This window comes from Rhodococcus sp. C3V (genome assembly GCF_029269915.1).
Taxonomy (GTDB): domain Bacteria; phylum Actinomycetota; class Actinomycetes; order Mycobacteriales; family Mycobacteriaceae; genus Rhodococcus_F; species Rhodococcus_F qingshengii.
The window spans coordinates 268528-295322 of sequence record NZ_JARJBE010000004.1; the positions used below are offsets into that span (position 1 = coordinate 268528).

Below are 26795 nucleotides of genomic sequence, written 5' to 3' on the forward strand. Positions count from 1 at the left end.
CGCCCTACTGCGAGCGCAGTACGTCGAACTGCCTACCTGTGCACGATGTGCGACGGGGTCGTGTATCGGCACAGTGACACGCATGTCGATATTCCTGTACAAACTCTCGCGACTCGCGTTTCGGCGCCGTTGGGCAATGGTGGGCTTCTGGGTCGTCCTGCTGGTGGCGGGCGGAGTAGGCGCAGCAACGCTGTCCGGTCCGACCGTCAATACGTTGTCGATTCCGGGCACCGAATCACAAGCGGCGCAGGATCTTCTGGCTGAAAGATTTCCGCAGTCGTCCACCGACGGAGCCAGTGCTCGCATCGTCTTCGAATCTCCGGCAGGCACGACGCTCACCGATCCGGCGATTCGACAATCCGTCAGTGACTTGGTCTCTGCGCTCGGGAAGGACCCCGAGGTTGCAGCGGTATCGGATCCGTATGCCTCCGGCGGAGTGTCGCCGACTGGGACGATCGGATACATGCAGGTCTCCTATACCGCCGACTCGATCGACTTGCCGGACAGCTCGAAAGAACTGCTCGAGTCCGCCGTCCACGACGCCGCGGATTCAGGGCTGGCAGTCGATGTTGCCGGCAACGTGCTGATGGAAAGCAGTGCCGAATCGATGGGCGAAGTGATCGGCGTCGCGATCGCCGCTGTGGTCCTGACGGTCACTTTCGGTTCGTTGGTGGCAGCAGGGCTTCCCTTGATCAGCGCGTTGATCGGCATCGGCATCGCGATCTGCACGATCACTATCGCAACTGGTTTCATCGAATTGGGTTCGAGCACAACCGTCCTGGCAATGATGCTTGGGCTCGCCGTGGCGATCGACTATTCGCTCTTCATCGTCTCGCGCTACCGCTCCGAACTACGTGACGGACATGATCCGGAAATTGCTGCGGGCCGCGCAGCGGGGACTGCGGGTTCGGCCGTAGTGTTCGCGGGGTTGACGGTGCTCATCGCATTGGCAGGACTGTTCGTCGTGAACATCCCGTTCCTGACAAGCATGGGTCTGGCTGCGGCGTTTGCAGTTGCTGTTGCAGTGGTGATTTCACTGACCCTGCTGCCCGCCACGCTGGGATTTGCTGGATCGCGCGTTCTGAGCCGATCCGATCGTCGCCTGCTTGCGTCCGGTGGTCAGTTGACGCATCGCAAGACGAAGGAAGGCGCAGGCTCGCGATGGGCCAAGTTCGTGATCCGGCGTCGAGTTCCGGTTTTGCTCGCGTCTGTCCTCGGGTTGGGATTGCTGGCGATCCCCACCTTCGGAATCAACCTGAGTTTGGCGAGCCCACCAGTGCCCGACACAACTGCCGCCAGGGCTACCGACCGACTATCCGAGGGGTTCGGTGCCGGGTTCAGCGGTCCGCTCATGGTGGTCGTCGACGTTGCCGACGCCACAGATCCGGCAGCGGCATTGAGCGACGCCCAGGAAAAGCTCGGTGCTCTGCCTGACATAGCGGCAGTGACGCCGCCAGCACTCAACCAGGCCGGCGATACAGCAGTCGTCACGGTGGTTCCCTCGAGCGGCCCCGAAACCGAGGCAACAAAGGCACTCGTCGCAGATATACGTGAGGTCGCCGGATCACTGACCGACGAGACCGGAGCCACGATGTCGGTCACCGGTCAGACAGCGTTGACGATCGACGTTTCGGATCGCCTGGCCGACGCCCTGGTTCCCTACCTCGCATTGGTCGTCGGCCTCGCCTTCATCCTCCTGATGTTGGTGTTCCGCTCGATCTTGGTACCACTCAAGGCAACTCTCGGATTTCTGCTCTCGATCGGTGCGACGTTCGGTGTGCTGGTCGCGATCTTCCAGTGGGGTTGGTTCGCCGGCATTCTCGGAGTCGAAGGTCAAACCGGATCAGTTGTGGCGATGTTGCCCATCTTCATGATTGGCATCGTCTTCGGGTTGGCGATGGACTACCAGGTGTTCCTGGTGACCAGAATGCGTGAAGCGTTCGTCCACGGTGACGGACCGGATGAAGCAGTCGTGAAGGGCTTCGACCAGGGCGCGCGAGTGGTCACGGCCGCGGCGCTGATCATGATCGCCGTTTTCGCGGGCTTCATCTTCGGCGGCGACGCCTTCATCATGCAGATCGGACTCGGACTCTCGTTCGCGGTTCTGTTCGACGCCTTCGTGATTCGTATGACCGTCGTACCGGCCGTCATGTCCCTGTTGGGCTCGAGGGCATGGTGGTTCCCCTCATGGCTGGACCGGTTGGTCCCGAACGTCGATGTCGAGGGGGAGCAGTTGACTGCGCTGCTCGCAGATTCGAAGGAATCCAGTGAACCCACGAGCGACAAGTTGTCGGTGTGACCCGGATACGGTAGATCGATGACTTCGACATCGACGTGGGGTCGATGGTGTGCGGAACACCCGCGCACCATCGACCTGGCACTGGCGATTCTCGTGCTCCTTGCCACGTGGACGGCGCACCGCATCGCGCTCGACGGCAATGACACCCGCGAGGTCACGGTTGTGGGAGTGCTTGTAACAGCGATCGCAGCGGCAACCATCGTGTTCCGAAGGCGCTATCCGTTCTCGGCACTGGCGGTGGCAGTACTGCTCGGCGTATTGATGATTGCACTGTCAGCGCCGCCGAATGCCGGCACAGGTTCCGCAGCGATGGTGTGCCTCTATTACGTTGCCAGCACGAGTGACCGCCGGAGGACCTTCTTCGCAGCGGCGAGCACAGTCAGCTCGCTGATGCTCGTCACGATCTTTTTGGGAGTGGGGAACAATCTCCTGCAGGAGGCACTGGGGTTGTTGTCGTGGTTGCTGATGGCAAGTTTTGCCGGCGCCGAGGTCCGTTCTCGCCGGGCCTATCTGGAGTCCGTCGAGGCGCGCGCGGTGCAAGCGGAAAGAATGCGCGAGGACGAGGCCCGACACCGCGTCGTCGAAGAAAGGATGCGGATTGCGCGAGACTTGCACGACGTTGTCGCGCACCACATTGCCTTGGTCAACCTGCAAGTCGGGGTCGCGTCGCACTTGATCGGGAAAGACCCGGAGAAGGCGACGACTGCACTACGCGGAGTGGAGGAAACGTCCAAGGCGGCACTCGATGAAATTCGGGCCACGGTCGGAGTTCTCCGTGATGCTCAGGACGGTGATCGCTCGATGAAGCCGGCTCCGGGGCTTTCGGATCTACCGGCACTGGTGGATCAATTCGTCAGTGCAGGAATGGAAATCGATGTGCGCGCTGCGGGTTCGCTGCGCCCACTCGGGCCCGCAGTAGATCTCACAGCGTACCGAATTATCCAGGAGGCACTCGTGAATGCGAGCAAGCATGCGCTGCCAGGAGCCGTCACCGTGTCGTTGTCATACGAAGCCGAGGTTCTGATGCTGTCGGTCGAAAACGCCGGAACGGCAGTGCCTTCGACGTCACCACCCGGGTACGGACTGCTGGGAATGAAGGAGAGGGCACAGGCGATGGGAGGCGAGGTCTCAGCAGGATTCCGCGCCGACGGGGGATTTCGTGTGGACGCCCAACTACCGCTTGTCTCGGTGTCCAGGGGTTCGGAGCGTGAGGAGTCGTGAGTATTCGGGTGGTAGTGGCAGACGATCAGGCGCTCTTCCGTCAAACGCTTGCGCTGCTGATCGGTTCGGAAGAGGACATGGAGGTGGTCGCCGAGGCGGCAGACGGAGAGCAGGCATTCCAGGCGGCGCTCGAGCATCGACCCGACGTTGTATTGATGGACATTCGAATGCCAGGCACCAGCGGAGTCGAAGCGACCGCCATGATTGCCGATCATCCGGATTTGACCGACGTGCACGTGTTGATTCTTACCACCTTCGAAGTGGATGAGCATGTGGCACAGGCGATCCGGGCGGGAGCCAGCGGCTTCATCGGCAAAGGAATCCGAGCCGAGGATCTACTCGATGCTGTTCGGACGGTCGCAGGTGGGAACTCTTTGCTGTCGCCGATTGCGACCAGCGCGTTGATTTCTCGGTTCCTTTCCACTCCGTCGCGGGCCGACTCGACTTCTGGGATTTTCGGTCAGTTGACCCCACGCGAACTCGAAGTGGTAACCCTCGTTGCCCTCGGGATGTCCAACGACGAAATCGCTGCGGAATTGGTGATCAGCGCGGTCACGGCAAAAACGCACGTGAACCGGGCGATGACAAAACTGGATGTCCGCGACCGCGCGCAACTGGTGGTTCTCGCCTATCAATGCGGTGTGGTGATTCCGGGACGCTCGGTGGATTGACTCGAGAAACTCTTGACTCGAACGGGTGTTCGAGTATTGTTTGGGGAGGGGATCGGGGGGTCAATGAGTGTCTTGTTGTCGGATGTGGTGTCGGGTTCTGCGGTGGGGTTGCGCGGACGGTTGTGGCAGTTGACTGCTGCTGAGTTGCGTGCTGCTGCTGTCGAGGCGAGTGCGGAGATTCTGCGCCTCGAAGCCGTTCGAGTGGCGGTGGTGGACGAACTCTCGTTGCGTTCCGATGATCAGGTGATTGCCAGCCGCGGTGTGGGGTCCTGGTTGGCGGCGAACACGATGCTGCAGGTTCGGGACGGGAAGAAGATCGCCGCCCTGGGTGCGGCTTTGCGGCCGTTTCCGGCGGTGGCGGCAGGCTTCGATGATGGGGATTGCTCGTTCGAGCATGCCGTGTTGATCGTGGCGTTCTGTGAATCACCGCCGAAAGGCATGCCGGAGGAGGCATTACCGAAGTGCATCGATTTGTTGCTTGCGGCTGCGTCGGGGGTGGAGGCGACGACGACGAAGGTGCGGAACGTGATCGCGACGTTGGAGAGGTTGTTCGAATCGGATGAGATTCCGCCCGCCGAGGATGTGGATCTCAATGAGTTGCGGATCGCGTCGACGCTCAATGGTCGGGTGGTGGTGCGTGGGGATTTCGATGCCCTCACGGGCGAAATGCTGCTCTCGGCCCTGTCGAATCTGACGATGCCCACCCCGGCGCCGGATGGGACGCCCGATGCTCGGTCGGCGGCGAAACGGACTGCCGACGGGTTCACCGAACTGATCCGCCGTTACCTGGACTGCGCCAAAACAGGCACAGACGGTGGTCAACGCCCGCACGTGAACGTGCACATCAACGCTCGGGATCTCGCTGAGCATCGGGACTGCGCCGCGACACCCTCCGCTGCTGATGACGGAATGGCTGTATCGGATCTCGATGTCGGGCACATGCCCTGGCTCGGACCGCTGTCGGTGTCGCAGACCCGACTTCTCGGGTGTGATTGTTTCCTGTCGACCGTTCTGCTCGACGATCACGGCGCGCCCTTGGATGCGCAACCAGGGAAGAGGTTGGTCACCGCCGAACAACGCGTCGCCCTCATCGCCCGAGACAAAGGCTGCGCCTTCCCGGGCTGCACATGCGTGCCCGCGTGGACTGATGCGCACCATATCCGGCACTGGGCCAACGGTGGCCCGACGGTGATGAACAACCTGGTCCTGCTGTGCCGTTCACACCACCGACTGATGCACCGCAAATCCGGGTTCGTCGGCAAATGGGAAATCCGAATAGGAGTCGACAACAAACCCTGGTTCATCCCGCCACCCTCGATCGACCCGCAGCAGCACCCGCGGCCGGCGAACACCACCTTCAAAACCTGAGGACGAACCTCAGATGCACCAGAACATGCCCAGGTCTGTTTCAGACCCGCTGCTCTGTGTCCGACCGATTGGTGGGGGGTGGAGTCGAATGGTTGCGTGCTTTCGGGGCGGCTCTACTTTCGGGTGCCCGTGTGGCCTGTCCCACTCAGTGGGTCATTATTCCGTTGTTGCCGCGCCGGTTGTGCCAGGTCATTTGGACGTCTGACCTGCAGTGCAAAATCTTTCGTTAGAACACGTTCCAATTTCGCAGATTTGTGGCTATGGTCACAGAGATAGATGCGGGTGTGCGAATGAAAGGGTGAAGTGACGTGAAGACCAAGGGTGCAATCCTGTGGGGCCTCAATGAAAAGTGGTCCGTCGAGGAGATCGAGATCGGTGAGCCGGTAGCCGGCGAAGTTCAGATTCGCATGGAAGCGGCCGGAATGTGCCACTCCGATCACCACATCGTCACCGGCGCGACCCCGATGCCGTCGTTCCCCGTCATGGGTGGGCACGAGGGTTCGGGCGTCATCACCAAGCTCGGCCCGGAGGTCAAGGGTCTGGAGGTCGGCGACCACGTCGTTCTGTCCTTCATTCCGGCTTGTGGAACCTGTCCGGCGTGCTCGGCTGGCCATCAGAACCTGTGTGACCTCGGGATGGGCCTCCTCAGCGGCCAGGCCATCAGTGACGGTACCTACCGAATCCAGGCTCGCGGCGAAAACGTGATCCCGATGTGCCTGCTAGGGACGTTCTCGCCCTACATGGTCGTGAACCAGTCGTCAGTGGTGAAGATCGACAAGGATATTCCGTTCGAGGTTGCCGCACTCGTCGGTTGCGGCGTCCCGACCGGTTGGGGATCGGCAACCCACATCGCCGATGTGAAGCCCGGCGAAGACGTTGTGATCATGGGTGTCGGCGGCGTCGGTATCAGTGCGCTACAGGGTGCAGTTGCATCGGGCGCCCGGTACATCTTTGCCATCGACCCCGTGCCGTGGAAGCGTGAGCAGGCTCTGAAGTTCGGCGCAACGCACGCTTTCGAAAGCGCTGCCGCTGCCATTCAGCCGATCATCGACGCTACGTATGGCCGCATGGCGCAGAAGACGATCATCACCGTCGGCGAAATGAAGGGTGAGTACGTCGAAGAAGCGATGATTCTGACGGCAAAGGCCGGCCGTTGTGTCGTCACCGCAATGGGGCACCTGACGGACATGGATGTGAAGCTGAACCTGTTCCTGATGGCGATGCTTCAGAAGGACCTTCAGGGCAACATTTTCGGCGGTGGCAACGCTCGCCAGGACGTGCCGAACCTCCTCGCGATGTACAAGGCAGGCAAGCTGAACCTCGACGACATGGTCACTCGGACCTACACGCTCGAAGGCGTGAACGACGGCTACCAGGACATGTTGGATGGCAAGAACATCCGCGGCGTCATCCGCTACACCGAAGCTGACTGGTGATCGGAAGCGCAACTCTTGTGCCAGTAGTCTGATCGGGTGCCCAGTACTCACAGTCTCGACGTAATCCAGCAGTGGCCGGTCGACAATGCGGCAGCGGTCGTCCTCTCCGGGAAGAATCCCGGTGAGGGCGACCGCATTCGTGGTTTCAGTGGCGACCAGGCGCATGTTTTCCCCCTGGCTTCGGTGACAAAACTGTTGTGCGCCTACGCGATTCTCGTGGCAGTGGAGGAGGGGGCGGTCGAGTTGGATGGGCCGGCCGGGCCTGAGGGGTCGACCGTTCGTCATCTCCTCGCACATGCTTCGGGATTGGCATTCGCCGAACGTGTTGTTCAGGCGCCGGTGGCGTCGAAGCGGATCTACTCGAGTGCGGGGTTCGAGGTGCTTGCCGAGTTGGTTTCCCGGGAGACCGAGATCGAATTTGCCGACTATCTGGCCGAGGCGGTGTTCGCGCCGTTGGAGATGACCAGCGCGGCTCTTGTCGGTCCGGCCGGTCACGGTGCGCAGGCATCGGCAGACGACTTGGCCAAGTTCGCGGCTGAACTGCTCTCGCCGACTCTGGTCTCGGCGCAGACGTTCGCAGAGGCGACAACTGTGCAGTTCCCGGGGCTCAACGGAATTCTTCCGGGCTATGGCTCTCAGCGCCCCAACGACTGGGGGCTCGGATTCGAAATTCGGGGCGACAAGCGTCCGCATTGGACGGGTCTCGAGAACTCGGCCGCTACCTTCGGTCATTTCGGCCAGTCCGGGACGTTCCTGTGGGTCGATCCCACGATCGATACTGCGTGCGTCGTGCTTACCGATCGCGATTTCGGTGATTGGGCCAAGCCTTTGTGGACCGAATTGTCGGATGGCGTGGTCGGTGAAGTTTCGCGGTAGAGCACAAATTTCTCTCCTTCCACTGGCGCAACACGGGTAACACAAGGCACACTGTTCAATCGAGCGTGCTGCACGAACTCGACAGAGGTCGTTGGGGAAGACGTCCCTCGTCGAAGCAGGAGGCTCGAGTGCGCGAAATGAATCAATTCGCGGACGTGACGACTGGTGTGGTTTACATCCACTCGTCGCCCGCGGCGCTGTGCCCGCACGTGGATTGGGCTCTGTCCGCCACGTTGGACAGCCCTGCCAAGCTCAGATGGACCTCACAGCCTGCCTACGACGGGCTTCTGCGTGCGACGACGGACTGGACGGGTCCCGTCGGAACCTGTGCCCGCCTGGTCGACTCGCTACGCGCGTGGCCGATGTTGCGGTTCGAGGTCACCGAGGACCCGAGTCATGGCGTCGACGGCGAACGGTACAGCCATGTGCCCGGTCTGGGCCTGTGGCGCGGATCCACCAGTGCGAACGGTGATGTCGTCGTAGGGGAGATGAAACTGCGGTCCATCATGAATTCCGGTGGAGACATCGCCGCGGAAATCGATCGGGCGATAGGTACACCGTGGGACGAGGAACTCGAACCCTTCCGGAGTTCAGGCGAAGGTGCCGAAGTGACATGGCTGCGAAGGCGTGTCAGCTGACCGAGGTCCATCCTGAACCCGGAGTGCTCTCGCGGCTTGAACGACAAAGACTTGAACGACAAAGGTGGGCCCCGCCGTATAGGCGAGGCCCACCTTGCTGTCCAGGGTTGTCAGAGCGGAATGTTCTTGTGCCGCGCGCGGACAGATGGTGCAGACGCGAGGGCAGCGGTCACGATGCTGCGAGTCTTCGCCGGGTCGATTTCCTCGTCGACGACGCCGATTTCGACCGCGCGGTCGACGCCGCCCGCGATTGCCTCGTGCTCGGCAGCGAGTCGGTCGTGCAATGCTTCACGCTCGTCGTCCGGTGCAGCTGCGAGGGCCCGCTTGTGCAGGATGCCGACAGCAGCCTTCGCACCCATCACGGCTACTTCGGAGTTGGGCCAAGCGAATACGGCCGTGGCTCCCAGTGCTCGCGAGTTCATCGCGATGTAGGCGCCGCCGTAGATCTTTCGAGTGACGACGGTGACGCGGGGGACCGTTGCCTCGGCGAAGGCGTGAAGTAACTTCGCTCCGCGTCGGACAACGCCTTCCCACTCCATCGAGACGCCCGGCAAATACCCGGGAACATCGACGACGACCACGAGCGGCACGCCAAATGCGTTGCACAGTCGCACGAATCGAGCGGCCTTCTCTGCACTTTCGGAGTTCAGGCACCCCCCGAGTCGCAGTGGGTTGTTCGCAATGACGCCAACGGTGCGTCCGGCCATCCGGCCGAAACCGGTGACGATGCTCCGAGCGTAATTGCCTTGCAGTTCTTCGAAACTCGACTCGCCTTCGACGTTGTCGAGCATTTCGTGAACGATCGGACGAACGTCGTACGCGCGTTTCGCGGAGGCAGGCATCATGGCGCGCAGATCGCTGTCGCCGAGTTCCGCTGCCCGCTGATCGAATTCGCCCTGCTCGCACATCATCGAGACCAGGCGGCGCGCGCGGTGCAATGCGTCGGCCTCGTCGTGTGCGGCGATGTGCGCGACACCCGACTTCTTGGTGTGTGTGTCCGGACCGCCGAGTGACACCATGTCGACCTGTTCGCCGGTGACACTACGAACTACGTCTGGCCCGGTGACGAACACTCGGCCTTCCGGCGCCATGATCACGACATCGGTGAGGGCTGGACCATACGCGGCTCCGCCAGCGGCAAAGCCGAGCACGACGGAAATTTGAGGTATGAGACCCGACGCGCGGACCATGGCCTCGAAGACCAGTCCGACGGCGTGGAGCGCCTCGACGCCTTCAGCCAGACGCGCGCCACCGGAGTGCCAGAGGCCCACGATGGGGGACTCTTCCTCGATAGCGGTATCGATGGCTTTGACGAGGTGTTTGCAACCGTCGACGCCCATGGCGCCACCCATGACAGTGGCGTCGGAGCAGTATGCGATGGTGCGGACGCCGTCGATGTTTCCGGACGCGGCGAGCACACCGGACTTGTCACGGGCGTGGAGCGGCACTGTTGTGCCGGGGTCGAACAGATTTTCCAGGCGCGCAAGAGGATCGCGCGGGTCTGTCGATGATTCGGACTTTGTCACGGGGGCCAGGATGGTCATCGCGTCCTCCTTCAGTACGAGCCTTGGGTGGAACGAAAGGTCGGTGTTGTCCGCGGGTGACGTTGTGTTGCAACGACACCCGCGGACAGGTGCAAACCGCGGTTCGGGCTAGGCCCGACCGAAGGCGAGCGCGACATTGTGCCCACCGAAACCGAACGAGTTGTTCAGTGCGAAATCGAAAGAGCCGGTTCGGGGTTCACCCTTGACGACATCGAGATCGATTTCTGGATCCTGGCTGTCAACATTGAGCGTGGGCGGGATGATCCCGTCACGCACTGCCAGAACCGTGAGGACTGATTCGAGGGCGCCGACAGCGCCGATCGAGTGTCCCAGCGCGGATTTCGGGCCGTACACCGCAGCGTGATTGCCGACCGCTGCGTTGATTGCCTTTGCCTCTGCGATGTCACCGATCGGCGTCGCAGTGGCGTGGGCGTTGATGTGCTTGATGTCGGACTTCGTCAGTCCGGCCATCTCGATTGCTCGGGTCATGGCTCGCGCCGCGCCCAGGCCTTCCGGATGCGGTGCCACGATGTGGTACCCGTCCGAAGTGATTCCGGAACCAAGCAGGCGGGCGTGAATCGTTGCCCCGCGTGCCTTTGCGTGCTCCTCGGTTTCGAGGATCATCAAGGCGCCGGCTTCGCCGAAGACAAATCCGTCGCGGTCCTTGTCGAAAGGACGTGAAGCTGCGGCCGGATTGTCGTTGTTGGTGCTCATCGCACGCATCATGGCGAAGCTCGCGATCGGAACGGCGTCGATGAAGCTCTCGACTCCACCAGCCACAACCATGTCCGCGTCACCCATGACAAGCATGCGGTGAGCGTGAGCAATTGCCTCGGAACCTGATGAACATGCCGACACCGGAGTGATGACGCCACCGCGGGCCCCGAGTTCGAGTCCGACCGTTGCGGCCGGTCCGTTGGGCATGACCATCTGCACCGAGAACGGGGACACCTTGCGGTATCCGCCGCCACGGAGCTTGTCGACGGCGTCGATGAGCGTGTCGCCGCCGCCGAGTCCGGTGCCGATGACAACGGCCAGGCGGTCCTGATCGACTTCAGGGCTGCCGGCGTTGCTCCAGACCGTGCGACTCAACGTGAGGGCAAGGCGTTCCACCCAGCTCATCCGTCGAATTTCGACGCGGGACAAGCCCTCGTCCGGTGAAACCTTCAGGTGCCCGCCGATGCGAATGGGAAGGTCGAACTCGTCGATGAACGGGTCATCGAGGATTCCGATGCCGCTTTCGCCGGCGAGTAGCGCCTTCCACGTGCCATCCACATCACCAGCCACCGAGGTCGACGTCGCGAGGCTCGTGACGACGATGTCGGGGAATTTCCCTTTGCGGGTAGAAGCGGAAGTCACGGTCGGCTCACTCTGCGTTCTTGGCTTCGGCGCCTTCGGCTTCGAGCTTCTGGATGTACGCGACGATGTCGCCGACGGTGCGCAGGCCTGCGAGATCCTCGTCGGGGACCTTCACGCCGTACTTGTCTTCGGTCTGAACGGCGATCTCGACCATGGACAGGGAGTCGATATCGAGGTCGTCCACGAAGGACTTGTCGACGGTGACCTCGGAAGGCTCGATACCGGTGACCTCCTCCACGATCTGGCCGAGTTCCGCGATGATTTCTTCCTGAGTGTGGGCCACTGGTGTGGCTCCCTTCTTGATCGATTGAGGTGGGGTGAAACGTCCGGCCGCCGTTCGGGCTGATCGGCCGGGTGGGCGTCCGAGCTAGGTCAGCTCGGACAGTGCGGAGATATCCTCCGGGTTCTTGAGGGCCACCGTCGGTGTGCCACGCATTTCACGCTTGGCAATTCCGACGAGGGTTCCGGCCGGCGGGAGTTCCACGATCGCGCTGACTTCTGCTGTCCGCAACGACGCGGAGCAGAGGTCCCAACGAACGGGGCGGGTTACCTGCGCGGCAAGCTTGGTGAGGGCGTCGGCGCCCGAGGAGACGGGTGCGCCATCCGAGTTGGAAAGCAGCGTGCGCGTCGGATCGGAAGGGGTGATCTTGGCGGCAGCAGCTGCGACGGCGTCCTGCGCCGGCGCCATGAAGCGGGTGTGGAAAGCTCCGGCGACGGGTAGTGCGCGGACTCGGGCCTTTTCGGGTGCGTTTGCTGCGAGTTCTTCGAGCGCGGTGAGCAGTCCGGCCGCCACGATCTGGCCGGCCGCATTGCGGTTGGCTGCTTCCAGCCCGAGTTCTTCGATTCGTGCGAGCACTTCGGCTTCGTCTCCACCGAGAACGGCTGACATGCCCGTGGGCTCGAGCGAACAAGCCTTGGCCATCTCGGCGCCACGGAGGGCGGCAAGCGCGACCGCGTCGTCAGCGGAGATAACACCGGCGACCGCAGCAGCGGCAAGTTCACCCACCGAATGGCCGGCAGCGATGACGTCGGCGCCGAGGAGCCCACGTGATTCGATTTCCTCGTATGCCAGCAGAGCAGCGGCAACGACGAGGGGCTGGGTTACCGAGGTGTCGGTGATTTCTTCGGCGGTCGCGGTCGTGCCGAGTCGGACGAGGTCCAGGCCGGCTGCCTTCGACCACACTTCGAGGCGGTCTTGTGCTCCGGGCAGTGCCAGCCAGGGGCTGAGCATGCCGGGTGTCTGAGAGCCCTGTCCCGGGGCGAGCAACGAAATCACTTATTAAGAGAACACCGCCGCGAGCGACCTGCGAGATGTCGGTCGCGATGAACTCTGGCGAAGTGTTTTGTAGGGTTCCCACAAAATCCCACGTCGCGCTCGGCCATCGAAATTGGACGCTCAGGGGTTACAGGTTTGTTTGTCCGGATGTTAAAGATGTGACTGAAGTAACCGAATTGTTCGATTTGAGATCGATTTGTGTCAATCGGCCCACGGTAGCGGCGATCCGTAGTACATACGCGTCGCGTGGATTCGTTGGATCCCGGCCGGTAACTTCCGCGATTCGCTTCAAGCGGTACCGAACGGTATTTGGATGAACAAACAGAAGACGTGCACAAGTCTCAACCGCACCTCCACAGTCGAGATAACTGTCTAAAGTATCGGTCAAGACTGTGCCGGATTCAGCTAAAGGTGCGACGAGGAAATCGCGAAGAGCCTTCACGGCAGCGGCGTCTCCCAGTAGTGCCCGTTCCGGGAGCAGTTCAGTCGCGAAAACGGGACGAGGTGCGCCGCGCCACCCGGCAACAGCCTTGATTCCTGCCAGAGCTTCGGACGCACTGAAGTGCGCTGCGCTCAACGAGGGTGTCGTCGGGCCGATCACCACCGGCTCGTCGGCGAAACTCATGAGCAGGTCTTGAAGGAATTGGCTGCCTTCCGTCTTACTGCTCAGCTCGCCGCTGACGATCATCACCAGTCGCGGACCCTGCACCACGGCGAGAACAGCGCGCCCGTGCGCGGCGGCAGTCGCGTGGACGGTGCCGGCAACCGAGACCCGCTCGTCCGGCGGGGGAGACCCGACGATGACGGTGGCCGGAGCCGTGGCATCCCAGTTCAAGGTGGCGGCGCGAGAGAGCATGTCCGAGCCGGTGTCTCCCTGCACGACGGCGTCGACGACGAGCGCTTCCAGTCGCGTGTCCAGGGCACCCCGCGACTCGGCAGCGCTTGCGTACACCGTCGCTGCTGCGAAACCGAGTTCACGCCCGTAGCGCAGGACGGCTTCTGTCAGCGCGATCAGCTGCTGATCGTTGCGGGCGAGAGCCGGCAGCCATTTCTCGAAGAACTCCATCGCCACCCGGACCATGTCGACGGTCTGGCGCAGCGTGAGCTGTCGAGCAAGATCCTGAGGGATGACCGGAAACGACTCGTATCCGAAGCTGATCTCCGAGTCGAGTTGCCGCAGCCATTCCAGGAAATTCACCACCGACGTCTGCACCAACAGTTGAACGTCGGCGCGTTGCGAAGCGTCGAGACTGTCGAAGAACGGAAGCTGCTCCTCCATCACGGTCACGGCCTCGGTGGAGAGCCGGCCGGAGAACTGTTTGACGCGGCGGAGCAAGGCTTCTGGAAGTGGATCGCGAACCTGACGACGGCGGGCGAGTACAGCCTGCAACCCGGACGACTGTGGTCGAGTGCGGCGTACGCCCTCTTCGGGTTTCTCGGGATCAGGTTCGGGCATGAGAAAAACCTACGCCCATCGCCGCAGCGGATGTCGAGATGACACCCGCGGCGATGGGCGTAGGTCTGTTTTCGATCGCTGGGACTGTTGCCCTACGACTTAGGCGCTACCGGTGTCCCCGGTCTGCTCGGGAGCAGCATTCACGTCGTCGATGCGGTATCGGCTCGCTGCTTCGACGGCCTTCGACCGCTCGATCGATCCTTCCTTCGCCAAACCGATCAGCACGGCAACGACGATGGACTCGGCATCGACGTTGAAGTAGCGACGCGCTGCAGTGCGGGTGTCGGAGAACCCGAACCCGTCCGTGCCGAGCGTGGTGTAGTCGCCGGGAACCCACTGACGGATTTGATCCGAGACCGCCCGCATCCAGTCCGAAGCCGCGACGACGGGGCCTTGGGCCGAGGACAACGCCGTGGTGACGAAGGGAACCGGAGCATCCTCGGACGGATTGAGCAGCGCCTGACGTTCGCACTCGACGCCTTCGCGGCGCAGCTCACCCCAGGACGTGACCGACCAGACGTCGGCCGAGACGCCCCATTCGTCGGCAAGCAGCTTCTGCGCGCGCAGCCCCTCGGGCATCGCGACACCGGAGACGAGGATCTGTGCCTTCGGGCCCGATGCTTCGGACGTCTTGTAGAGGTAGATGCCCTTGAGCAAGCCCTCGACGTCGAGACCTTCGGGCTCCGCCGGCTGAACGTACGGCTCGTTGTAGATGGTCAGGTAGTAGAAGATGTTCTCGCCACCGAAACCGTCGACGCCCTCGGTGCCGCCGTACATGCGGCGCAAGCCGTCCTTGACGATGTGCGCCAACTCGTACGAGAACGCGGCGTCGTACGTGACAGCTGCGGGGTTGGTGGATGCCAGGAGCAGCGAGTGTCCGTCGGCGTGCTGGAGACCTTCACCGGTCAGAGTTGTACGACCGGCGGTGGCGCCGAGAACGAATCCCCGAGCCATCTGGTCGGCAGCCGCCCACAGGCCGTCGCCGGTGCGCTGGAAACCGAACATCGAGTAGAAGATGTACAGCGGAATCATCGGTTCACCGTGGGTGGCGTACGACGTGCCGACTGCGGTGAACGAAGCCGTCGAACCGGCCTCGTTGATGCCCTCGTGCAGGATCTGGCCGATCGGGCTCTCCTTGTAGGCGAGCATGAGTTCGGCGTCGACGGAGGTGTAGAGCTGCCCGTTGCGGTTGTAGATCTTCAGCGACGGGAACCACGAGTCCATACCGAACGTGCGAGCCTCGTCCGGGATGATCGGCACGATGCGCTTGCCGATTTCCTTGTCGCGCAACAGTTCCTTGAGGATGCGCACGATCGCCATGGTGGTGGCGACTTCCTGCTTGCCCGAACCCTTGCGGATGACGTCGTACGTCTTGTCCTCGGGGAGCTTGAGCGGCGCCGCATCGGTGTTGCGGGAAGGCAGGAACCCGCCGAGTGCTTTACGACGGTCGAGCATGTACTTGATCTCGGGAGCGTCCGCGCCCGGGTGGTAGTACGGAGGCAGGTACGGATCCTTCTCGAGCTCGGCATCCGAGATCGGGATGTGCTGCATGTCGCGGAACGCCTTGAGATCGTCCAGCGTCAGCTTCTTCATCTGGTGCGTGGCGTTGCGGCCCTCGAAGTGCTTACCGAGGGTGTAGCCCTTGATGGTGTGCGCCAGGATGACCGTCGGCTGGCCCTTGTGTGCCATGGCCGCTGCGTAGGCGGCGTGGACCTTGCGGTAGTCGTGGCCACCGCGCTTGAGGTTCCAGATTTCCTGGTCTGTGAGGTCCTTGACCAGTTCCTTGGTGCGGGGGTCACGTCCGAAGAAGTGATCGCGTACGAACGCGCCGTCGTTGGCCTTGTACGTCTGGTAGTCACCGTCCGGCGTCACGTTCATCAGGTTGACCAGTGCGCCGTCGCGATCGGCGTGCAGCAGCGCATCCCACTCGCGACCCCAGACGACCTTGATGACGTTCCAGCCGGCACCGCGGAAGAACGATTCCAGTTCCTGGATGATCTTTCCGTTGCCGCGGACCGGGCCGTCGAGGCGTTGGAGGTTGCAGTTCACGACGAACGTGAGGTTGTCGAGGCCTTCGGTTGCCGCGACGTGAGCGAGGCCGCGTGACTCGGGCTCGTCCATTTCGCCGTCGCCGAGGAACGCCCACACGTGCTGATCGGTGGTGTCCTTGATGCCGCGGTCGTTGAGGTAGTGGTTGAACCGGGCCTGGTAGATGGCGTTCATCGGGCCGAGGCCCATCGAGACCGTCGGGAACTCCCAGAAGTCGGGAAGCAGCCGTGGGTGCGGGTAGGACGGCAGTGCGCCGCCGAAGTCGGCGTGGGACTTCTCCTGGCGGAATCCGTCGAGCTGTTCCGCGGGGATCCGGCCCTCGAGGAAGGCGCGCGCGTAGATGCCGGGGGAGGCGTGACCCTGGATGAAGATGTGGTCGCCGCCGCCGGGATGGTCCTTGCCGCGGAAGAAGTGGTTGAAGCCGACCTCGTACAACGCTGCCGAGGATGCATAGGTCGAGATGTGACCGCCGACGCCGACGCCCGGTCGCTGAGCGCGGTGGACCATGATCGCGGCGTTCCAACGGATCCAGGCGCGATAGCGGCGCTCGACCTCTTCGTCGCCGGGGAACCACGGCTCGTTTTCGGTCGGAATCGTGTTGACGTAGTCGGTCGAAGTGAGCGCGGGGAGTGCGACGTGCTTCTCGCCGGCGCGTTCGAGCATGCGGAGCATGAGGTAGCGGGCACGCGTGGGTCCGGATCGATCCAGAAGTCCGTCGAATGATTCGAGCCATTCGGTGGTCTCGTCCGGATCGATGTCCGGCAGGTACGACGCAACACCTTCGCGAATGACGCGAACGCGACCGTCGGTTCCCCCCGGCGTATTCGACGCGGGCGAACCCGACTCGCCGGCGGCGCCGGAATCGGCGTTCTGCCCGGACGCGGGACCCTGGATCAGGTCAGACAACGTGTGCTCCTCATTGGTTTGGGGACGCGTGGTGGGGCGTCCTTACATAGGTGATCGAGGCCTTGTTAGGTCCGACGCACTTCCATCGTGAATATGGCGCGTACCTCATCTTTCACCATCCCGGTCGGTCCGGCACACCTCGCCTCTGGTTACTCTCGGGTAGCGTTTTTCGGCGTGACGCAGGGGTGTGATGGTTCCCCGTAGTCACAGGCTTGGGGGATCGATCGGAACGTATGAAGGGGTGGGAAAAAATAAACAAAGAAATCAATTACGGCAGGGTCGGGGCGTGGGTCTCGGTCGGATCGATCGCAGTGGGACTGTCGGTGATCGTGGGATGTTCGGCGGCGGTGACCGGATCGGCAGTACCCAATGAAGCGCACGTGGCTGCATACCAATCCGAGGTGAGTATTTCGATGGCCGCCGCATCCTCGTCGAAAGCGGCGGCAGATGCGGCAGAGGCGGCGTTCGCGATCTGTGAGGAAGCGGTCTCCCGATCGAAAAACGACGTGGTCGCGTTCAATGCCTACGTCGACGCCGGAAATCATGGTGAGACCGACCTGAGAGCCGAAGCAAGCGCTGCTGCTTCCTCGGCAAGGGAGACGGCCTCGTGGTTCGACTCGGTCTCGAGTGAACTTCCGACGCAACTTTCCGGACTGTTCGCCGAATTGGCCGCGAACCTACGTTCATCTGCTGTCGTGATCGAGAGTGATCATTCGGCCGATGAAATCAATTCGATCAGCGATACGAGCAATTCGATTCGCAAGTCGATCTTCGATGAATGTGGATCCCTGTGACCTGCGGTAATCCGCAGGCGTAAGGTTCGCCGTGTGTCAGAAGACGATCTTTGGTGAAAGTTTTCGGCGTGGTCGGCTTGCGCTAACGCCTCAGACCATGTTCGCTTTCCCTAATTGATCGTCAAACGGTAGGTGTGCGGGGTCGCCACACACCATCAACAAAAGGAGGACCCCACCGTGGTCGCCGCGGCGGATGCCCAGAACTACGCTCAGAAACTCGGGATTACCACTGACATGGTGGTGCAGGAACTGGGCTGGGATGAGGATACCGACGACGGCATTCGTGCCGCGGTTGAGGAAACCATCGGCGGGGAAATGCTCGACGAGGATTCCGACGAGGTCATCGACGTCGTGCTGCTGTGGTGGCGCGACGAGGACGGTGACCTGGTGGACGCCCTCATGGATGCCATCGGGCCCCTCGCCGACGAAGGCTTCGTGTGGGTTCTTACTCCCAAGACCGGTCTCGACGGACACGTCGAGCCCAGCGAGATCGCCGAATCGGCGCCGACTGCCGGCCTGACGCAGACATCGGCAGCCAACCTCGGTGACTGGTCGGGAAGTCGACTGGTTCAGCCGAAGGCTCGTCCGGCCAACAAGCGCTGACCCGGTCCTTTCCGCACTTTCCCAAGGAATCGCACATGCCTCTCGAAGTTGGTGCCCAGGCACCGGATTTCACCTTGAAGGACCAGAACAACCAGGAAGTTTCGCTCGCAGATTTCCGCGGTAAGAAGAACGTTCTGCTGGTCTTCTATCCGTTGGCCTTCACCGGGACTTGTCAGGGGGAACTCTGCAAGGTCCGTGACGAGCTTCCGAAGTTCGAGAACGACGACACCGCCATTCTCGCGATTTCTGTCGGTGCTTCGCCGACTCACAAGATCTGGTCGGCCGAGCAGGGATACACATTTCCCTTGCTGTCGGACTTCTGGCCGCACGGTGAGGTCGCTCAGAAGTACGAGGTGTTCAACGACAAGTTGGGCTTCGCGAATCGTGGCACCTTTGTCATCGACAAAGACGGAATCATTCGTTTTGCCGAGATGAACGGCCCCGGAGAAGCCCGTGACCACGGACTTTGGGCAAATGCGCTTGCCGCGCTAGAGTCTTAGAGCACTCCCGGTGAGGGTCTCACCGGGAGTTCGGGCGTGTAGCTCAGTGGTAGAGCTCTGGTTTTACACACCAGCGGTCGGGGGTTCGAAACCCTCCGCGCCCACCGAAGAATTCAAGCCCCGATCTGCGTCGACGCAGATCGGGGTTTTTTCATTTTCGGCAACGAATTGTCCGCAATACGCCATTCTGGACGCATGTCCAGTTCTGTGATCGAAGTAGCCGTCGACCCGACGCGCGTGCATCCCACCCGTCCGCACATACACATCGCCGAGATGCCCAGTCTCAGTGTTGCGTTGTTCGCGGGGCAGACGATCCGGGTTCGTTCCCAGAGCGACGCACTGGCGACCGGGATTGCCCGTGTCTGGGAAATCAACCGAATGCACCGCTTGATCTACCTGACGATCGACTGGGACGGGTAGAGATCGGCTCGTGCAGACACGTGACGGTTGGCCAGAGAACGAGCGTCGCTGCTACAACTACGCTCGTGCAGATTTCGGTTCGTTCGTCCCAGTCTCGATTCAATGCGCGAGCTGCCGGGCTTCTCCTCGGCTTCGTCGCGGATCGGGTCTTCGCCGATCCGGGGCGGTTCCATCCGGTTGCCGGCTTCGGAACCGCGGCTATCGCGCTGCAGAAGATGTCCTACCGGGACTCGCGCGCGGCCGGAACACTTCATGTTGCCGTGCTCTTGGCCGGCACCGCAGGACTTGGGCTCGCAGCCGAAAAAGTGTCGCGCCGGGCCGGTTGGGTGGCCGTCACGGGTACGACAGCGATGGCTACCTGGGCCGTGCTCGGCGGGACGTCGCTTGCACGCACCGGCATCGACATGGCCGCTCGATTGGAGGCGTCACAGGTCGATCGCGACCTGACGAAAGCGCGCGAGCTTCTCCCTTCACTGTGTGGACGCGATCCCTCAGTGCTGGGCGAGGAGGGCCTCACGCGTGCAGCGCTGGAGTCGGTCGCCGAAAACACCTCGGATGCAAGCGTCGGTGCAATGTTCTGGGGTGCAATTGCGGGCGTGCCGGGTCTGTTCGTCTACCGCGCCGCCAACACCCTCGACGCGATGATCGGCTACCGCTCCGAGAAATACCGCAGATTCGGGTGGGCTGCGGCGAGGTTCGACGACCTGGTCAACATCGTCCCCGCTCGGCTGACAGGTGCGCTGACGGCTGCGTGTGCACCGGTGGTAGGCGGCTCGGTTCAGGAATCACTGGCAGCGTGGAAACGCGACGCAGCGGCTCATCCAAGCCCCAATGCGGGCGTCGCGGAAGCGTCGGCGGCAGGGGCGTTGGGCATTTCGTTGGGTGGTCGGACCGAGTACGCGCACGGGGTGGAGATGCGTCCCGTCCTCGGCCGCGGGCCTGTGCCGACGCCGAACGATCTGCGCCGCGCGGCAAGGCTTTCGTCGGCGGTGCAGATCAGTGCAGTTGTGGTGTCAGCGGGTATTTCAGCGGGTATTGCCGTATCGATCGGCAAGTTTGGCTTCCTGCGCCGTCAGCGGCACTGATTCCGGCTCCGGCTTCTTGCGACGGCTGAAGGTACGAGTCGGTTCGGCGGGGGGTGCGGCAGGCGCGGATACCGGCGCTTCCGGGGTCGTCTCGGTAGCGGCGTCGTCCGCTGCGAAGCCGTCGACAGCTGCTTGAGCTGCCTTCTCCTTGCGACGTTCGCGCCACTCCGCGCGAATGAAGTAGGCCAGTCCGAGCGGCGCCATGATGCCGAACGCCAGCCACTGGAACCCGTACGAGAGGTAGGGGCCTGCATCGAGTTGGGGGAGAGGGATCGTCCCCAGGCCGCCGGGCTGGTCGGGTTCGAGTTGGATGTACGCGTCGATCAGGTCCGTTCCGATGAACTCGCCGATAGGTTGTGCGTCGATCGAGTAGACCTGTTTCGCGCCGTTCTCGAACATCGGAACTCGGCCGGGCGCGGTGCCTTCCGACAGACGCACGCGACCGTTGAGAGTGACCGGATCGGTCGGCGGCGCAGCGATGGGCGGTGCCTCGGCGCCGTTGATCGGCCGAACGTATCCGCGATTGACGAGGATCGTGCGGCCGTCGTCGAGAAGGAAAGGCGTCAGGATCTCGTACGACGGTGCGCCCTCGATGGACTGCAGTCGAACGAGGATGTCGGCGTCGGGCAGATAGGTGCCTGCCGCGGTGATGTTTCGCCATTCGTCGTCCGGTGCGATCGTCGAATCGGCGATGACGTCACCGATCGGCACGGTCTCCGCGTTGATCGAGTTCGAGATCAGATCATTGCGGTGCTCGGTCTTTGTGTTCTTGCCGAGTTGCCATGGGGCGAGCACGGTGAAGCACAGGTAGGCGAAGAGCCCGACCACAGCTGCCAGTACCAACCAACCGGGCCGCAACAGGAATTTCAGTCTTCGCACACGTCCACGGTATCCGTTGCCCGAACGGGAGTGAATTTTGCTCCGGGTTCAGGCCCGCTCGCGGATCCAGTCGAGTATGTCGGGAATGGCTGCTTCGATCTGGTCTCGCACCAGTTCGAAGTCCTCCTGATCCCCGTAGTACGGGTCCGGAACCGATTCTCCGTCAGCCTCGGGGTCGAACGATCGCAGTAGGCGCCGACGCTCGGTGGGCACGCCGAGATGAGCAAGCTCACGTTCATGGCCGGTGTCGAGGGCGACGACCAGATCGGCCGCGAGATGATCTGCATTGACCTGCGCGGCACTGTGGCCCGTCGGATATCCGGCCGCTCGGAGCACGACGTTGGTCCGCTCGTCGGCCTCGCTACCGGTGTGAAACCCCTCGGTACCTGCACTGCTGACACGGACTCGGTCGGCGAGGCCTTCACGGTCCAGATGCGCGAGCAAGATCTTTTCGGCCATCGGTGACCGGCAGATATTGCCGGTGCACACAAACGTCACATGAAGTGGTTCAGTCACGTGGAGTGGTTCAGTGGCGGCCATCGAGAAGTCCTCCCAGTTCGGATGCCGACGATACGGAGCGAAACGCTTGCCGCGCTTCCTCGGCGGAACCGTAGCCCCATTCGACGACGACGGTGGGGATGCCGTACTTCGCGGCGCCGAGCACGTCGTGATCACGGTCGCCGATCATGAGAACGTCGGGGGTTCCGCCGTCGGATGCGAGGACGGGAGTGATCCCGAGTGAGGTCAGGGAATGCGCGATCACATCGGGTTTCGCCCGACGAGTTCCGTCGTCACTCGCGCCGCCGATGAACTCGAAGTGCTCGGCCAGGCCGAAATGCTCGAGGATTCGAATGGCGAATCGCTCCGACTTGGAGGTGGCGACGGCCAGTCGGGTGCCGCTCGCGCGAGCCTTACCCAGGACGACGTCCATGCCTTCGTACACCGAGTTCTCCTGCCACCCGGTCGCGTCGTAACGCTCGATGTACGCGGCGATCGCCCGATCCACGTCCGCCGGGGCCATACCGAGTGACCTGAAGGTATCGACCATCGGCGGGCCGATCACCGATGCCAACATCGCTTCCGTCGGCTCCGGATGGCCGACAGTTGCCAACGCATGTCGGAAGCCGCCGTGAATGCCGGGAGCGGAATCGGTGATGGTGCCGTCCAGATCGAACAGAACTACAGGAAAACGGTCGAGGGGTGGTGTCGTCACGGCACTCATTGTCCCGGACGGCAGGGGTGATGTCCGCGCACGGTGCTCGACCGTAGGCTGACCGGGTGAGTACCGGAACGGTTGACCTGGAGAGCTTGCGACATCACGGCGATGTCGAAGTGGAGCCCGGGTTACTCGATTTTGCCGTCAACGTTCAAGGCTCGGGCCCACCGGAGTGGTTGCGGGATCGGCTGACCGCAGGGCTGTCGACGCTCGGTTCGTACCCGTCGGCCGCAGCGGAACTGAAGGCCCGCGAAACCGTCGCGCAGCGGCACGGGCGCCGGCCCGAAGAGGTGTTGTTGCTCTCGGGCGGTGCCGAGGGATTCGCGATGCTGCCGCGCCTGGGCGCTCGTTCGGCAGCGCTGATCCATCCGTCGTTCACCGAGCCGGAACTGGCACTGCGAGAGGCCGGAGTGCCGGTGACGCAGGTGATTCTGGAGCCGCCATTCGAGCTTCGGACCGCGCAGGTACCCGAATCCGCGGACCTTGTCGTTCTGGGCAATCCGACCAACCCGACGTCCGTGCTTCACCCCAAGGCCGATGTGTTGGCATTGCGTCAGCCGGGCCGGATCCTGGTGGTGGACGAGGCCTTCGGCGACGCGGTCCCCGGCGAAACGGAGAGCATCGCCGGTGTCGAGTCGGCGGATGTACTGGTCCTTCGGAGCCTGACCAAGACGTGGGCGCTCGCCGGATTGCGGTGTGGATACGCGATCGGCTCTCCCGATCTTCTGGCTCGACTCAGTCACGGCCGAGCCCACTGGCCATTGGGCAGTCTGCAGATCGAGGCCATCACGGCGTGCTGCGAACCGTTCGCCGTCGAGCAGTCGAGGATCAAAGCCGACGCGATTGCCGTGGACCGCCGAGACATGTCGCGGCGACTGACCGAGATCGGGATTGCCGTGCACGAACCCGCTGCGGGGCCGTTCGTGCTCATCGACGTCCGTGACGGCGCCACGATGCGAGAGCACCTGCGTGCCCGCGGAATCGCCGTCCGCAGGTGCGACACCTTTCCCGGACTCGGCCCGGATCGGCTGCGCGTGGCCGTCCGTCCAGCCGAGCAGGTTGCGGTACTGATCGAAGCGATGAAGGAGATCTTGTGAGTGGCCCAACCCTTGCGGACGTCATAGCCGTGCTGGAATCCGCTTATCCGCCGGCCCTGGCGGAATCGTGGGACTCGGTCGGCCTGGTCTGCGGCGATCCGGCCGACGCTGTGACGAGAGTGGTTTTCGCGGTGGATCCGACCGAGGCAGTGGTCGACGACGCCATCGCCTCCGGTGCCGACCTTCTGGTCGTTCACCATCCACTTCTGCTGCGTGGGGTGGACACCGTCGGTGCTCACACTCCCAAAGGTGCGTTGGTTCACAAGCTCATCAAGGCGGGGTGCGCGCTGTTCTCGGCGCACACCAATGCGGACTCGGCCGACCCCGGAGTGTCCGACGCGTTGGCGCAGGCTCTGGGCCTGACCGTGCTGCGCCCGATCGAACCCAAGCCGACGCAGCCGCTCGACAAGTGGGTCGTCATGGTTCCGGTGGAGAATGCATCGGCCGTGCAGGATGCACTTTTCGAGGCCGGGGCTGGGCGGATCGGTGATTACAGCCAGTGCAGTTGGACCGTCACCGGTACGGGTCAGTTCCTGCCCGCCGACGGAGCGAATCCGACGATCGGGACCGTCGGCGCTGTGGAGCAGGTTCGCGAGAATCGTGTGGAGGTGATTGCCCCTCGCGGAAAGCGAAGCGCAGTGCTGGGCGCATTGCGTGCCTCCCATCCGTACGAGGAACCGGCCTTCGATGTCTTCGAACTCGCAGCGTTCCCCAGTTCACTCGGACTGGGGCGGTTGGGTGAGCTCGACCACCCCGAAACCTTGCGGGAATTCACCGCGCGAGTGGCGCGCTCACTGCCCTCGACCGAGTGGGGTGTTCGCGCGGCCGGAGATCCAGACGCGACCGTTCGTACCGTGGCGGTGTGCGGCGGTTCCGGCGACTCGTATCTCGACGTGGTGGCGGCACTGGGCGCCGACGTCTACGTCACTGCGGACCTGCGGCATCATCCCGCGGACGAGCATCTACGCGCCGGTGGCCCGGCTCTGGTCGACGTCGCGCACTGGGCGAGTGAATACCCGTGGTGCGCACAGGCGAAATCGGTGCTCGACGCCGCGTTTGCCGACAATCCGGAGTGGGAAAGCCGGGTTTCGACAATTCGCACCGATCCGTGGTGTTTGAGTGCGCATTAGTGCAGCGCTCTGCAAGGTACGGTTGCACGAACAATTCAAGAGCAGTTCTTCGAGAGCCGTCCTTCGCGAGCACTGCCGACATCGGACTTACAGCAGGAGTTATACAGCGTGAACGTCGAACCACAGGTGCAATCCAAGCTTCTCGACCTCGCCGGGGTGGATGCTGAGCTCACTCGGATCACCCACCGACGCGGAGCGCTTCCCGAGCAGCAGGAAGTCGAACGTCTCGAGGCCGAGCGAATCAGCCGTAAAGACGCGTCCGTAGCCGTCGAAATCCAGATCGACGACATCGATCGCGACATTCGCAAGCTCGAAGGCGAGGTCGACGCGGTTCGTCAGCGCGAGGATCGTGACCGCACACTCTTGCAGAGCGGGTCGGTCGGGGCGAAGCAGCTCACCGAACTCGAACACGAACTCGGCAGCCTGGTCCGGCGTCAGGGGCTTCTCGAAGACGAGTTGCTCGAAGTGATGGAGCAGCGTGAGGCGTTGCAGGCCGATCACGATCACGCCGGTGCCCAGCTGTCCCAGGCCGAAGAAGAGCTGATCGACGCCAAGCGTCGCCGCGACGATGCCGTCGCTGATCTGGACAAGGCGCAGGAGCGTTGCGCCGCCGATCGTGAACGACTCGTCGGTGAATTCCCCGCCGATTTCCTTGCTGTCTACGAGAAGCAGCGCACCCTGGGCGGACCGGGCGCGGCGCTTCTGCAGGCACGCCGATGCGGCGCTTGCCGGATCGAGATCGACCGCGGCGAGATCTCGCGAATCGCCGCGACGCCGGCCGACGTCGTAGTTCGTTGCCCAGAGTGCAATGCAATCATGGTGCGTACCAAGGAGTCCGGTCTGTGACTCCCACGCAGGTCATCGTCGAGGCCGACGGTGGATCGCGGGGCAATCCCGGTCCGGCCGGCTACGGAGCGGTGGTGTTCGACGCCTCGCGCTCGGTGTTGGCCGAACGCAAGGAAAGCATCGGTATCGCGACCAACAACGTCGCCGAGTACCGCGGACTGATCGCCGGGTTGACCGCTGCCGGTGAACTCGGCGCGTCGACGGTCGACGTCCGCATGGATTCCAAGTTGGTCGTCGAGCAGATGTCCGGGCGCTGGAAGGTCAAGCACCCGGACATGATTCCGCTGCAGCGGCGCGCTGCCGAGCTGGCGACGCAGTTCTCGCGAGTGACCTACACGTGGATTCCTCGCGGCGAGAACTCTCATGCCGATCGTCTTGCCAACGAGGCGATGGACGCGGCTGCCGGCATCGAAACCGCAGCCCCCGCACCCGCCGCGCCGTCCGAAGAGACGTCGGAGCCGCAGATCGCCGGCTCTCCGGGATGGATCGCCACCACCGGCAAGCCGACACGAATGTTGTTGCTACGTCACGGACAGACAGCGATGTCGGTCGATCGCCGGTACTCCGGACGCGGGAATCCGGAGCTCACGGAACTGGGCCGCGCGCAGGCTGCCGGCGCAGCCGGACGCTTCGGGAACCGAGGCGGTATCGACGCCATCGTCTGCTCACCCCTCGGCAGAACCCGTGAGACGGCAGAGGCATCGGCCCGCGTGCTCGGTTTACCCGTCGTCGAGCACAAGGGTTTGATCGAAACCGATTTCGGCGACTGGGACGGACTCACGTTCCGCGAGGCAGCCGAGCGTGACCCGGACCTGCATCGCGAATGGCTCTCGGACACTTCGGTGCGTCCACCGGGCGGCGAGAGTTTCGACGAGGTACGCGAACGAGTCGTCGCCGCGCGTGACGACCTGATCTCGACCTACGGCGGCGCGACGCTGTTGGTCGTCTCTCACGTCACCCCGATCAAGACTTTGGTGCAGCTGGCCCTCGATGCCGGGCCGTCGTTGCTGTATCGGTTGCATCTGGATCTGGCGTCGCTGAGTATCACCGAGTTCTATCCCGACGGGGGAGCCTCGGTCCGGTTGGTCAACGACACGTCACACCTTCGCTGAAAGAGCCCCGACGG

Annotated in this window: 25 protein-coding genes and 1 tRNA gene; 17 read left to right on the forward strand and 9 right to left on the reverse strand. The window is 62.9% G+C overall.

What is annotated here, in order from left to right; translation table 11 throughout:
- Positions 1-82: 82 nt before the first annotated feature.
- The 7 genes from P3G66_RS13600 (at position 83) to P3G66_RS13630 (ending at position 8509) form a co-directional block, all read left to right on the forward strand.
- Positions 83-2299, forward strand: coding sequence for an MMPL family transporter (locus P3G66_RS13600; RefSeq protein ID WP_276116720.1), 2217 nt, complete (start codon positions 83-85; stop codon positions 2297-2299).
- An 18-nt stretch (positions 2300-2317) separates the two neighbouring features.
- Positions 2318-3520, forward strand: coding sequence for a sensor histidine kinase (locus P3G66_RS13605; RefSeq protein WP_065352615.1), 1203 nt, complete (start codon positions 2318-2320; stop codon positions 3518-3520).
- Positions 3517-4191 carry a response regulator transcription factor gene (locus tag P3G66_RS13610; RefSeq protein WP_042450142.1) on the forward strand — a complete coding sequence of 225 codons (675 nt, stop codon included), beginning with the start codon at positions 3517-3519 and terminating at the stop codon, positions 4189-4191. Before P3G66_RS13605 ends, P3G66_RS13610 begins: the two co-directional genes overlap by 4 nt.
- Positions 4192-4254: 63 nt before the next feature.
- Positions 4255-5559, forward strand: coding sequence for an HNH endonuclease signature motif containing protein (locus tag P3G66_RS13615; RefSeq protein WP_276116721.1), 1305 nt, complete (start codon positions 4255-4257; stop codon positions 5557-5559).
- A 308-nt stretch (positions 5560-5867) separates the two neighbouring features.
- The gene (locus P3G66_RS13620; RefSeq protein ID WP_003941638.1) at positions 5868-6995 is read left to right on the forward strand and encodes an NDMA-dependent alcohol dehydrogenase; all 1128 of its coding nucleotides are present in this window, start codon (positions 5868-5870) and stop codon (positions 6993-6995) included.
- A 36-nt stretch (positions 6996-7031) separates the two neighbouring features.
- Positions 7032-7871, forward strand: a complete 840-nt coding sequence (locus P3G66_RS13625; protein WP_083059168.1) for a serine hydrolase domain-containing protein — start codon at positions 7032-7034, stop codon at positions 7869-7871.
- 128 nt (positions 7872-7999) lie between these two features.
- Positions 8000-8509 carry a DUF3145 domain-containing protein gene (locus P3G66_RS13630; RefSeq protein WP_042445731.1) on the forward strand — a complete coding sequence of 170 codons (510 nt, stop codon included), beginning with the start codon at positions 8000-8002 and terminating at the stop codon, positions 8507-8509.
- Between the two features lie 110 nt (positions 8510-8619).
- Here the strand turns inward: P3G66_RS13630 and P3G66_RS13635 are convergent, their stop codons facing one another.
- From P3G66_RS13635 to aceE, 6 genes are all read right to left on the reverse strand, one after another.
- A complete protein-coding gene (locus P3G66_RS13635) occupies positions 8620-10053 on the reverse strand; it encodes a carboxyl transferase domain-containing protein (protein WP_003941597.1) in 1434 nt (477 codons plus the stop codon).
- 108 nt (positions 10054-10161) lie between these two features.
- Positions 10162-11412, reverse strand: a complete 1251-nt coding sequence (locus tag P3G66_RS13640) for a KasA/KasB family beta-ketoacyl-ACP synthase (RefSeq protein WP_003941591.1) — start codon at positions 11410-11412, stop codon at positions 10162-10164.
- A gap of 7 nt (positions 11413-11419) precedes the next feature.
- Complete coding sequence (acpM, locus tag P3G66_RS13645; RefSeq protein ID WP_003941649.1) at positions 11420-11695, reverse strand: meromycolate extension acyl carrier protein AcpM; 276 nt, start codon at positions 11693-11695, stop codon at positions 11420-11422.
- Positions 11696-11779: 84 nt separating this feature from the next.
- Positions 11780-12688 (reverse strand): ACP S-malonyltransferase, encoded by a 909-nt coding sequence (locus P3G66_RS13650; protein ID WP_003941630.1) that lies wholly within the window; start codon positions 12686-12688, stop codon positions 11780-11782.
- Between the two features lie 127 nt (positions 12689-12815).
- On the reverse strand, positions 12816-14144 hold the full coding sequence (locus P3G66_RS13655) for a helix-turn-helix domain-containing protein (RefSeq protein ID WP_003941635.1): 1329 nt from the start codon (positions 14142-14144) through the stop codon (positions 12816-12818).
- A gap of 99 nt (positions 14145-14243) precedes the next feature.
- Positions 14244-17099: a pyruvate dehydrogenase (acetyl-transferring), homodimeric type gene (aceE, locus tag P3G66_RS13660; protein ID WP_042445740.1), complete on the reverse strand. Its 2856-nt coding sequence runs from the start codon at positions 17097-17099 to the stop codon at positions 14244-14246.
- A gap of 233 nt (positions 17100-17332) precedes the next feature.
- On the opposite strand from aceE, the gene P3G66_RS13665 reads away from it, so the two are divergent.
- The 6 genes from P3G66_RS13665 to P3G66_RS13690 all read left to right on the forward strand — a co-directional run bounded on the left by P3G66_RS13665 (position 17333) and on the right by P3G66_RS13690 (position 20501).
- On the forward strand, positions 17333-17893 hold the full coding sequence (locus P3G66_RS13665; RefSeq protein ID WP_231915136.1) for a hypothetical protein: 561 nt from the start codon (positions 17333-17335) through the stop codon (positions 17891-17893).
- Positions 17894-18070: 177 nt separating this feature from the next.
- On the forward strand, positions 18071-18496 hold the full coding sequence (locus P3G66_RS13670; protein ID WP_003941575.1) for a DUF3052 domain-containing protein: 426 nt from the start codon (positions 18071-18073) through the stop codon (positions 18494-18496).
- A gap of 35 nt (positions 18497-18531) precedes the next feature.
- Positions 18532-18996: a peroxiredoxin gene (locus P3G66_RS13675; protein ID WP_003941619.1), complete on the forward strand. Its 465-nt coding sequence runs from the start codon at positions 18532-18534 to the stop codon at positions 18994-18996.
- A 32-nt stretch (positions 18997-19028) separates the two neighbouring features.
- Positions 19029-19100: transfer RNA gene (locus P3G66_RS13680), tRNA-Val, on the forward strand.
- Between the two features lie 91 nt (positions 19101-19191).
- Positions 19192-19416: a hypothetical protein gene (locus P3G66_RS13685; protein ID WP_050656439.1), complete on the forward strand. Its 225-nt coding sequence runs from the start codon at positions 19192-19194 to the stop codon at positions 19414-19416.
- A gap of 65 nt (positions 19417-19481) precedes the next feature.
- The gene (locus P3G66_RS13690) at positions 19482-20501 is read left to right on the forward strand and encodes a cobalamin biosynthesis protein (protein WP_276116722.1); all 1020 of its coding nucleotides are present in this window, start codon (positions 19482-19484) and stop codon (positions 20499-20501) included.
- Here P3G66_RS13690 and P3G66_RS13695 read toward each other — a convergent pair.
- Genes P3G66_RS13695 through P3G66_RS13705 form a run of 3 tightly spaced genes read right to left on the reverse strand, consistent with a single transcriptional unit; the run spans position 20442 to position 22602 of the window.
- Positions 20442-21380, reverse strand: coding sequence for an SURF1 family protein (locus tag P3G66_RS13695; RefSeq protein ID WP_081558010.1), 939 nt, complete (start codon positions 21378-21380; stop codon positions 20442-20444). The two genes, P3G66_RS13690 and P3G66_RS13695, sit on opposite strands and share 60 nt — an antisense overlap.
- Positions 21381-21428: 48 nt before the next feature.
- Positions 21429-21920: a low molecular weight protein-tyrosine-phosphatase gene (locus P3G66_RS13700; protein ID WP_007735468.1), complete on the reverse strand. Its 492-nt coding sequence runs from the start codon at positions 21918-21920 to the stop codon at positions 21429-21431.
- The gene (locus tag P3G66_RS13705) at positions 21907-22602 is read right to left on the reverse strand and encodes an HAD hydrolase-like protein (protein WP_042445748.1); all 696 of its coding nucleotides are present in this window, start codon (positions 22600-22602) and stop codon (positions 21907-21909) included. The genes P3G66_RS13700 and P3G66_RS13705 overlap by 14 nt, the downstream gene beginning before the upstream one ends.
- Before the next feature lie 56 nt (positions 22603-22658).
- Here P3G66_RS13705 and cobC point away from each other — a divergent pair, with 56 nt between their 5' ends.
- From cobC to P3G66_RS13725, 4 genes are all read left to right on the forward strand, one after another.
- Positions 22659-23693 carry an Rv2231c family pyridoxal phosphate-dependent protein CobC gene (gene cobC, locus P3G66_RS13710; protein WP_276116723.1) on the forward strand — a complete coding sequence of 345 codons (1035 nt, stop codon included), beginning with the start codon at positions 22659-22661 and terminating at the stop codon, positions 23691-23693.
- Positions 23690-24823 carry a Nif3-like dinuclear metal center hexameric protein gene (locus P3G66_RS13715; protein ID WP_030537562.1) on the forward strand — a complete coding sequence of 378 codons (1134 nt, stop codon included), beginning with the start codon at positions 23690-23692 and terminating at the stop codon, positions 24821-24823. The genes cobC and P3G66_RS13715 overlap by 4 nt, the downstream gene beginning before the upstream one ends.
- A gap of 108 nt (positions 24824-24931) precedes the next feature.
- Positions 24932-25669: a C4-type zinc ribbon domain-containing protein gene (locus P3G66_RS13720; RefSeq protein WP_019748955.1), complete on the forward strand. Its 738-nt coding sequence runs from the start codon at positions 24932-24934 to the stop codon at positions 25667-25669.
- Positions 25666-26781 carry a bifunctional RNase H/acid phosphatase gene (locus P3G66_RS13725; RefSeq protein ID WP_050656436.1) on the forward strand — a complete coding sequence of 372 codons (1116 nt, stop codon included), beginning with the start codon at positions 25666-25668 and terminating at the stop codon, positions 26779-26781. The genes P3G66_RS13720 and P3G66_RS13725 overlap by 4 nt, the downstream gene beginning before the upstream one ends.
- The last annotated feature ends 14 nt before the right edge of the window (positions 26782-26795 follow it).

Bases quoted from the DNA above. Each gene is read 5' to 3' on its own strand.
- P3G66_RS13615 (WP_276116721.1), top strand. From the start codon at position 4,255: ATGAGTGTCTTGTTGTCGGATGTGGTGTCGGGTTCTGCGGTGGGGTTG.
- P3G66_RS13655 (WP_003941635.1), bottom strand. From the start codon at position 14,144: ATGCCCGAACCTGATCCCGAGAAACCCGAAGAGGGCGTACGCCGCACT.
- P3G66_RS13700 (WP_007735468.1), bottom strand. From the start codon at position 21,920: ATGGCCGCCACTGAACCACTCCACGTGACTGAACCACTTCATGTGACG.
- P3G66_RS13635 (WP_003941597.1), bottom strand. From the start codon at position 10,053: ATGACCATCCTGGCCCCCGTGACAAAGTCCGAATCATCGACAGACCCG.
- P3G66_RS13705 (WP_042445748.1), bottom strand. From the start codon at position 22,602: ATGAGTGCCGTGACGACACCACCCCTCGACCGTTTTCCTGTAGTTCTG.
- P3G66_RS13665 (WP_231915136.1), top strand. From the start codon at position 17,333: ATGAAGGGGTGGGAAAAAATAAACAAAGAAATCAATTACGGCAGGGTC.
- P3G66_RS13685 (WP_050656439.1), top strand. From the start codon at position 19,192: ATGTCCAGTTCTGTGATCGAAGTAGCCGTCGACCCGACGCGCGTGCAT.
- P3G66_RS13675 (WP_003941619.1), top strand. From the start codon at position 18,532: ATGCCTCTCGAAGTTGGTGCCCAGGCACCGGATTTCACCTTGAAGGAC.
- P3G66_RS13605 (WP_065352615.1), top strand. From the start codon at position 2,318: ATGACTTCGACATCGACGTGGGGTCGATGGTGTGCGGAACACCCGCGC.
- P3G66_RS13600 (WP_276116720.1), top strand. From the start codon at position 83: ATGTCGATATTCCTGTACAAACTCTCGCGACTCGCGTTTCGGCGCCGT.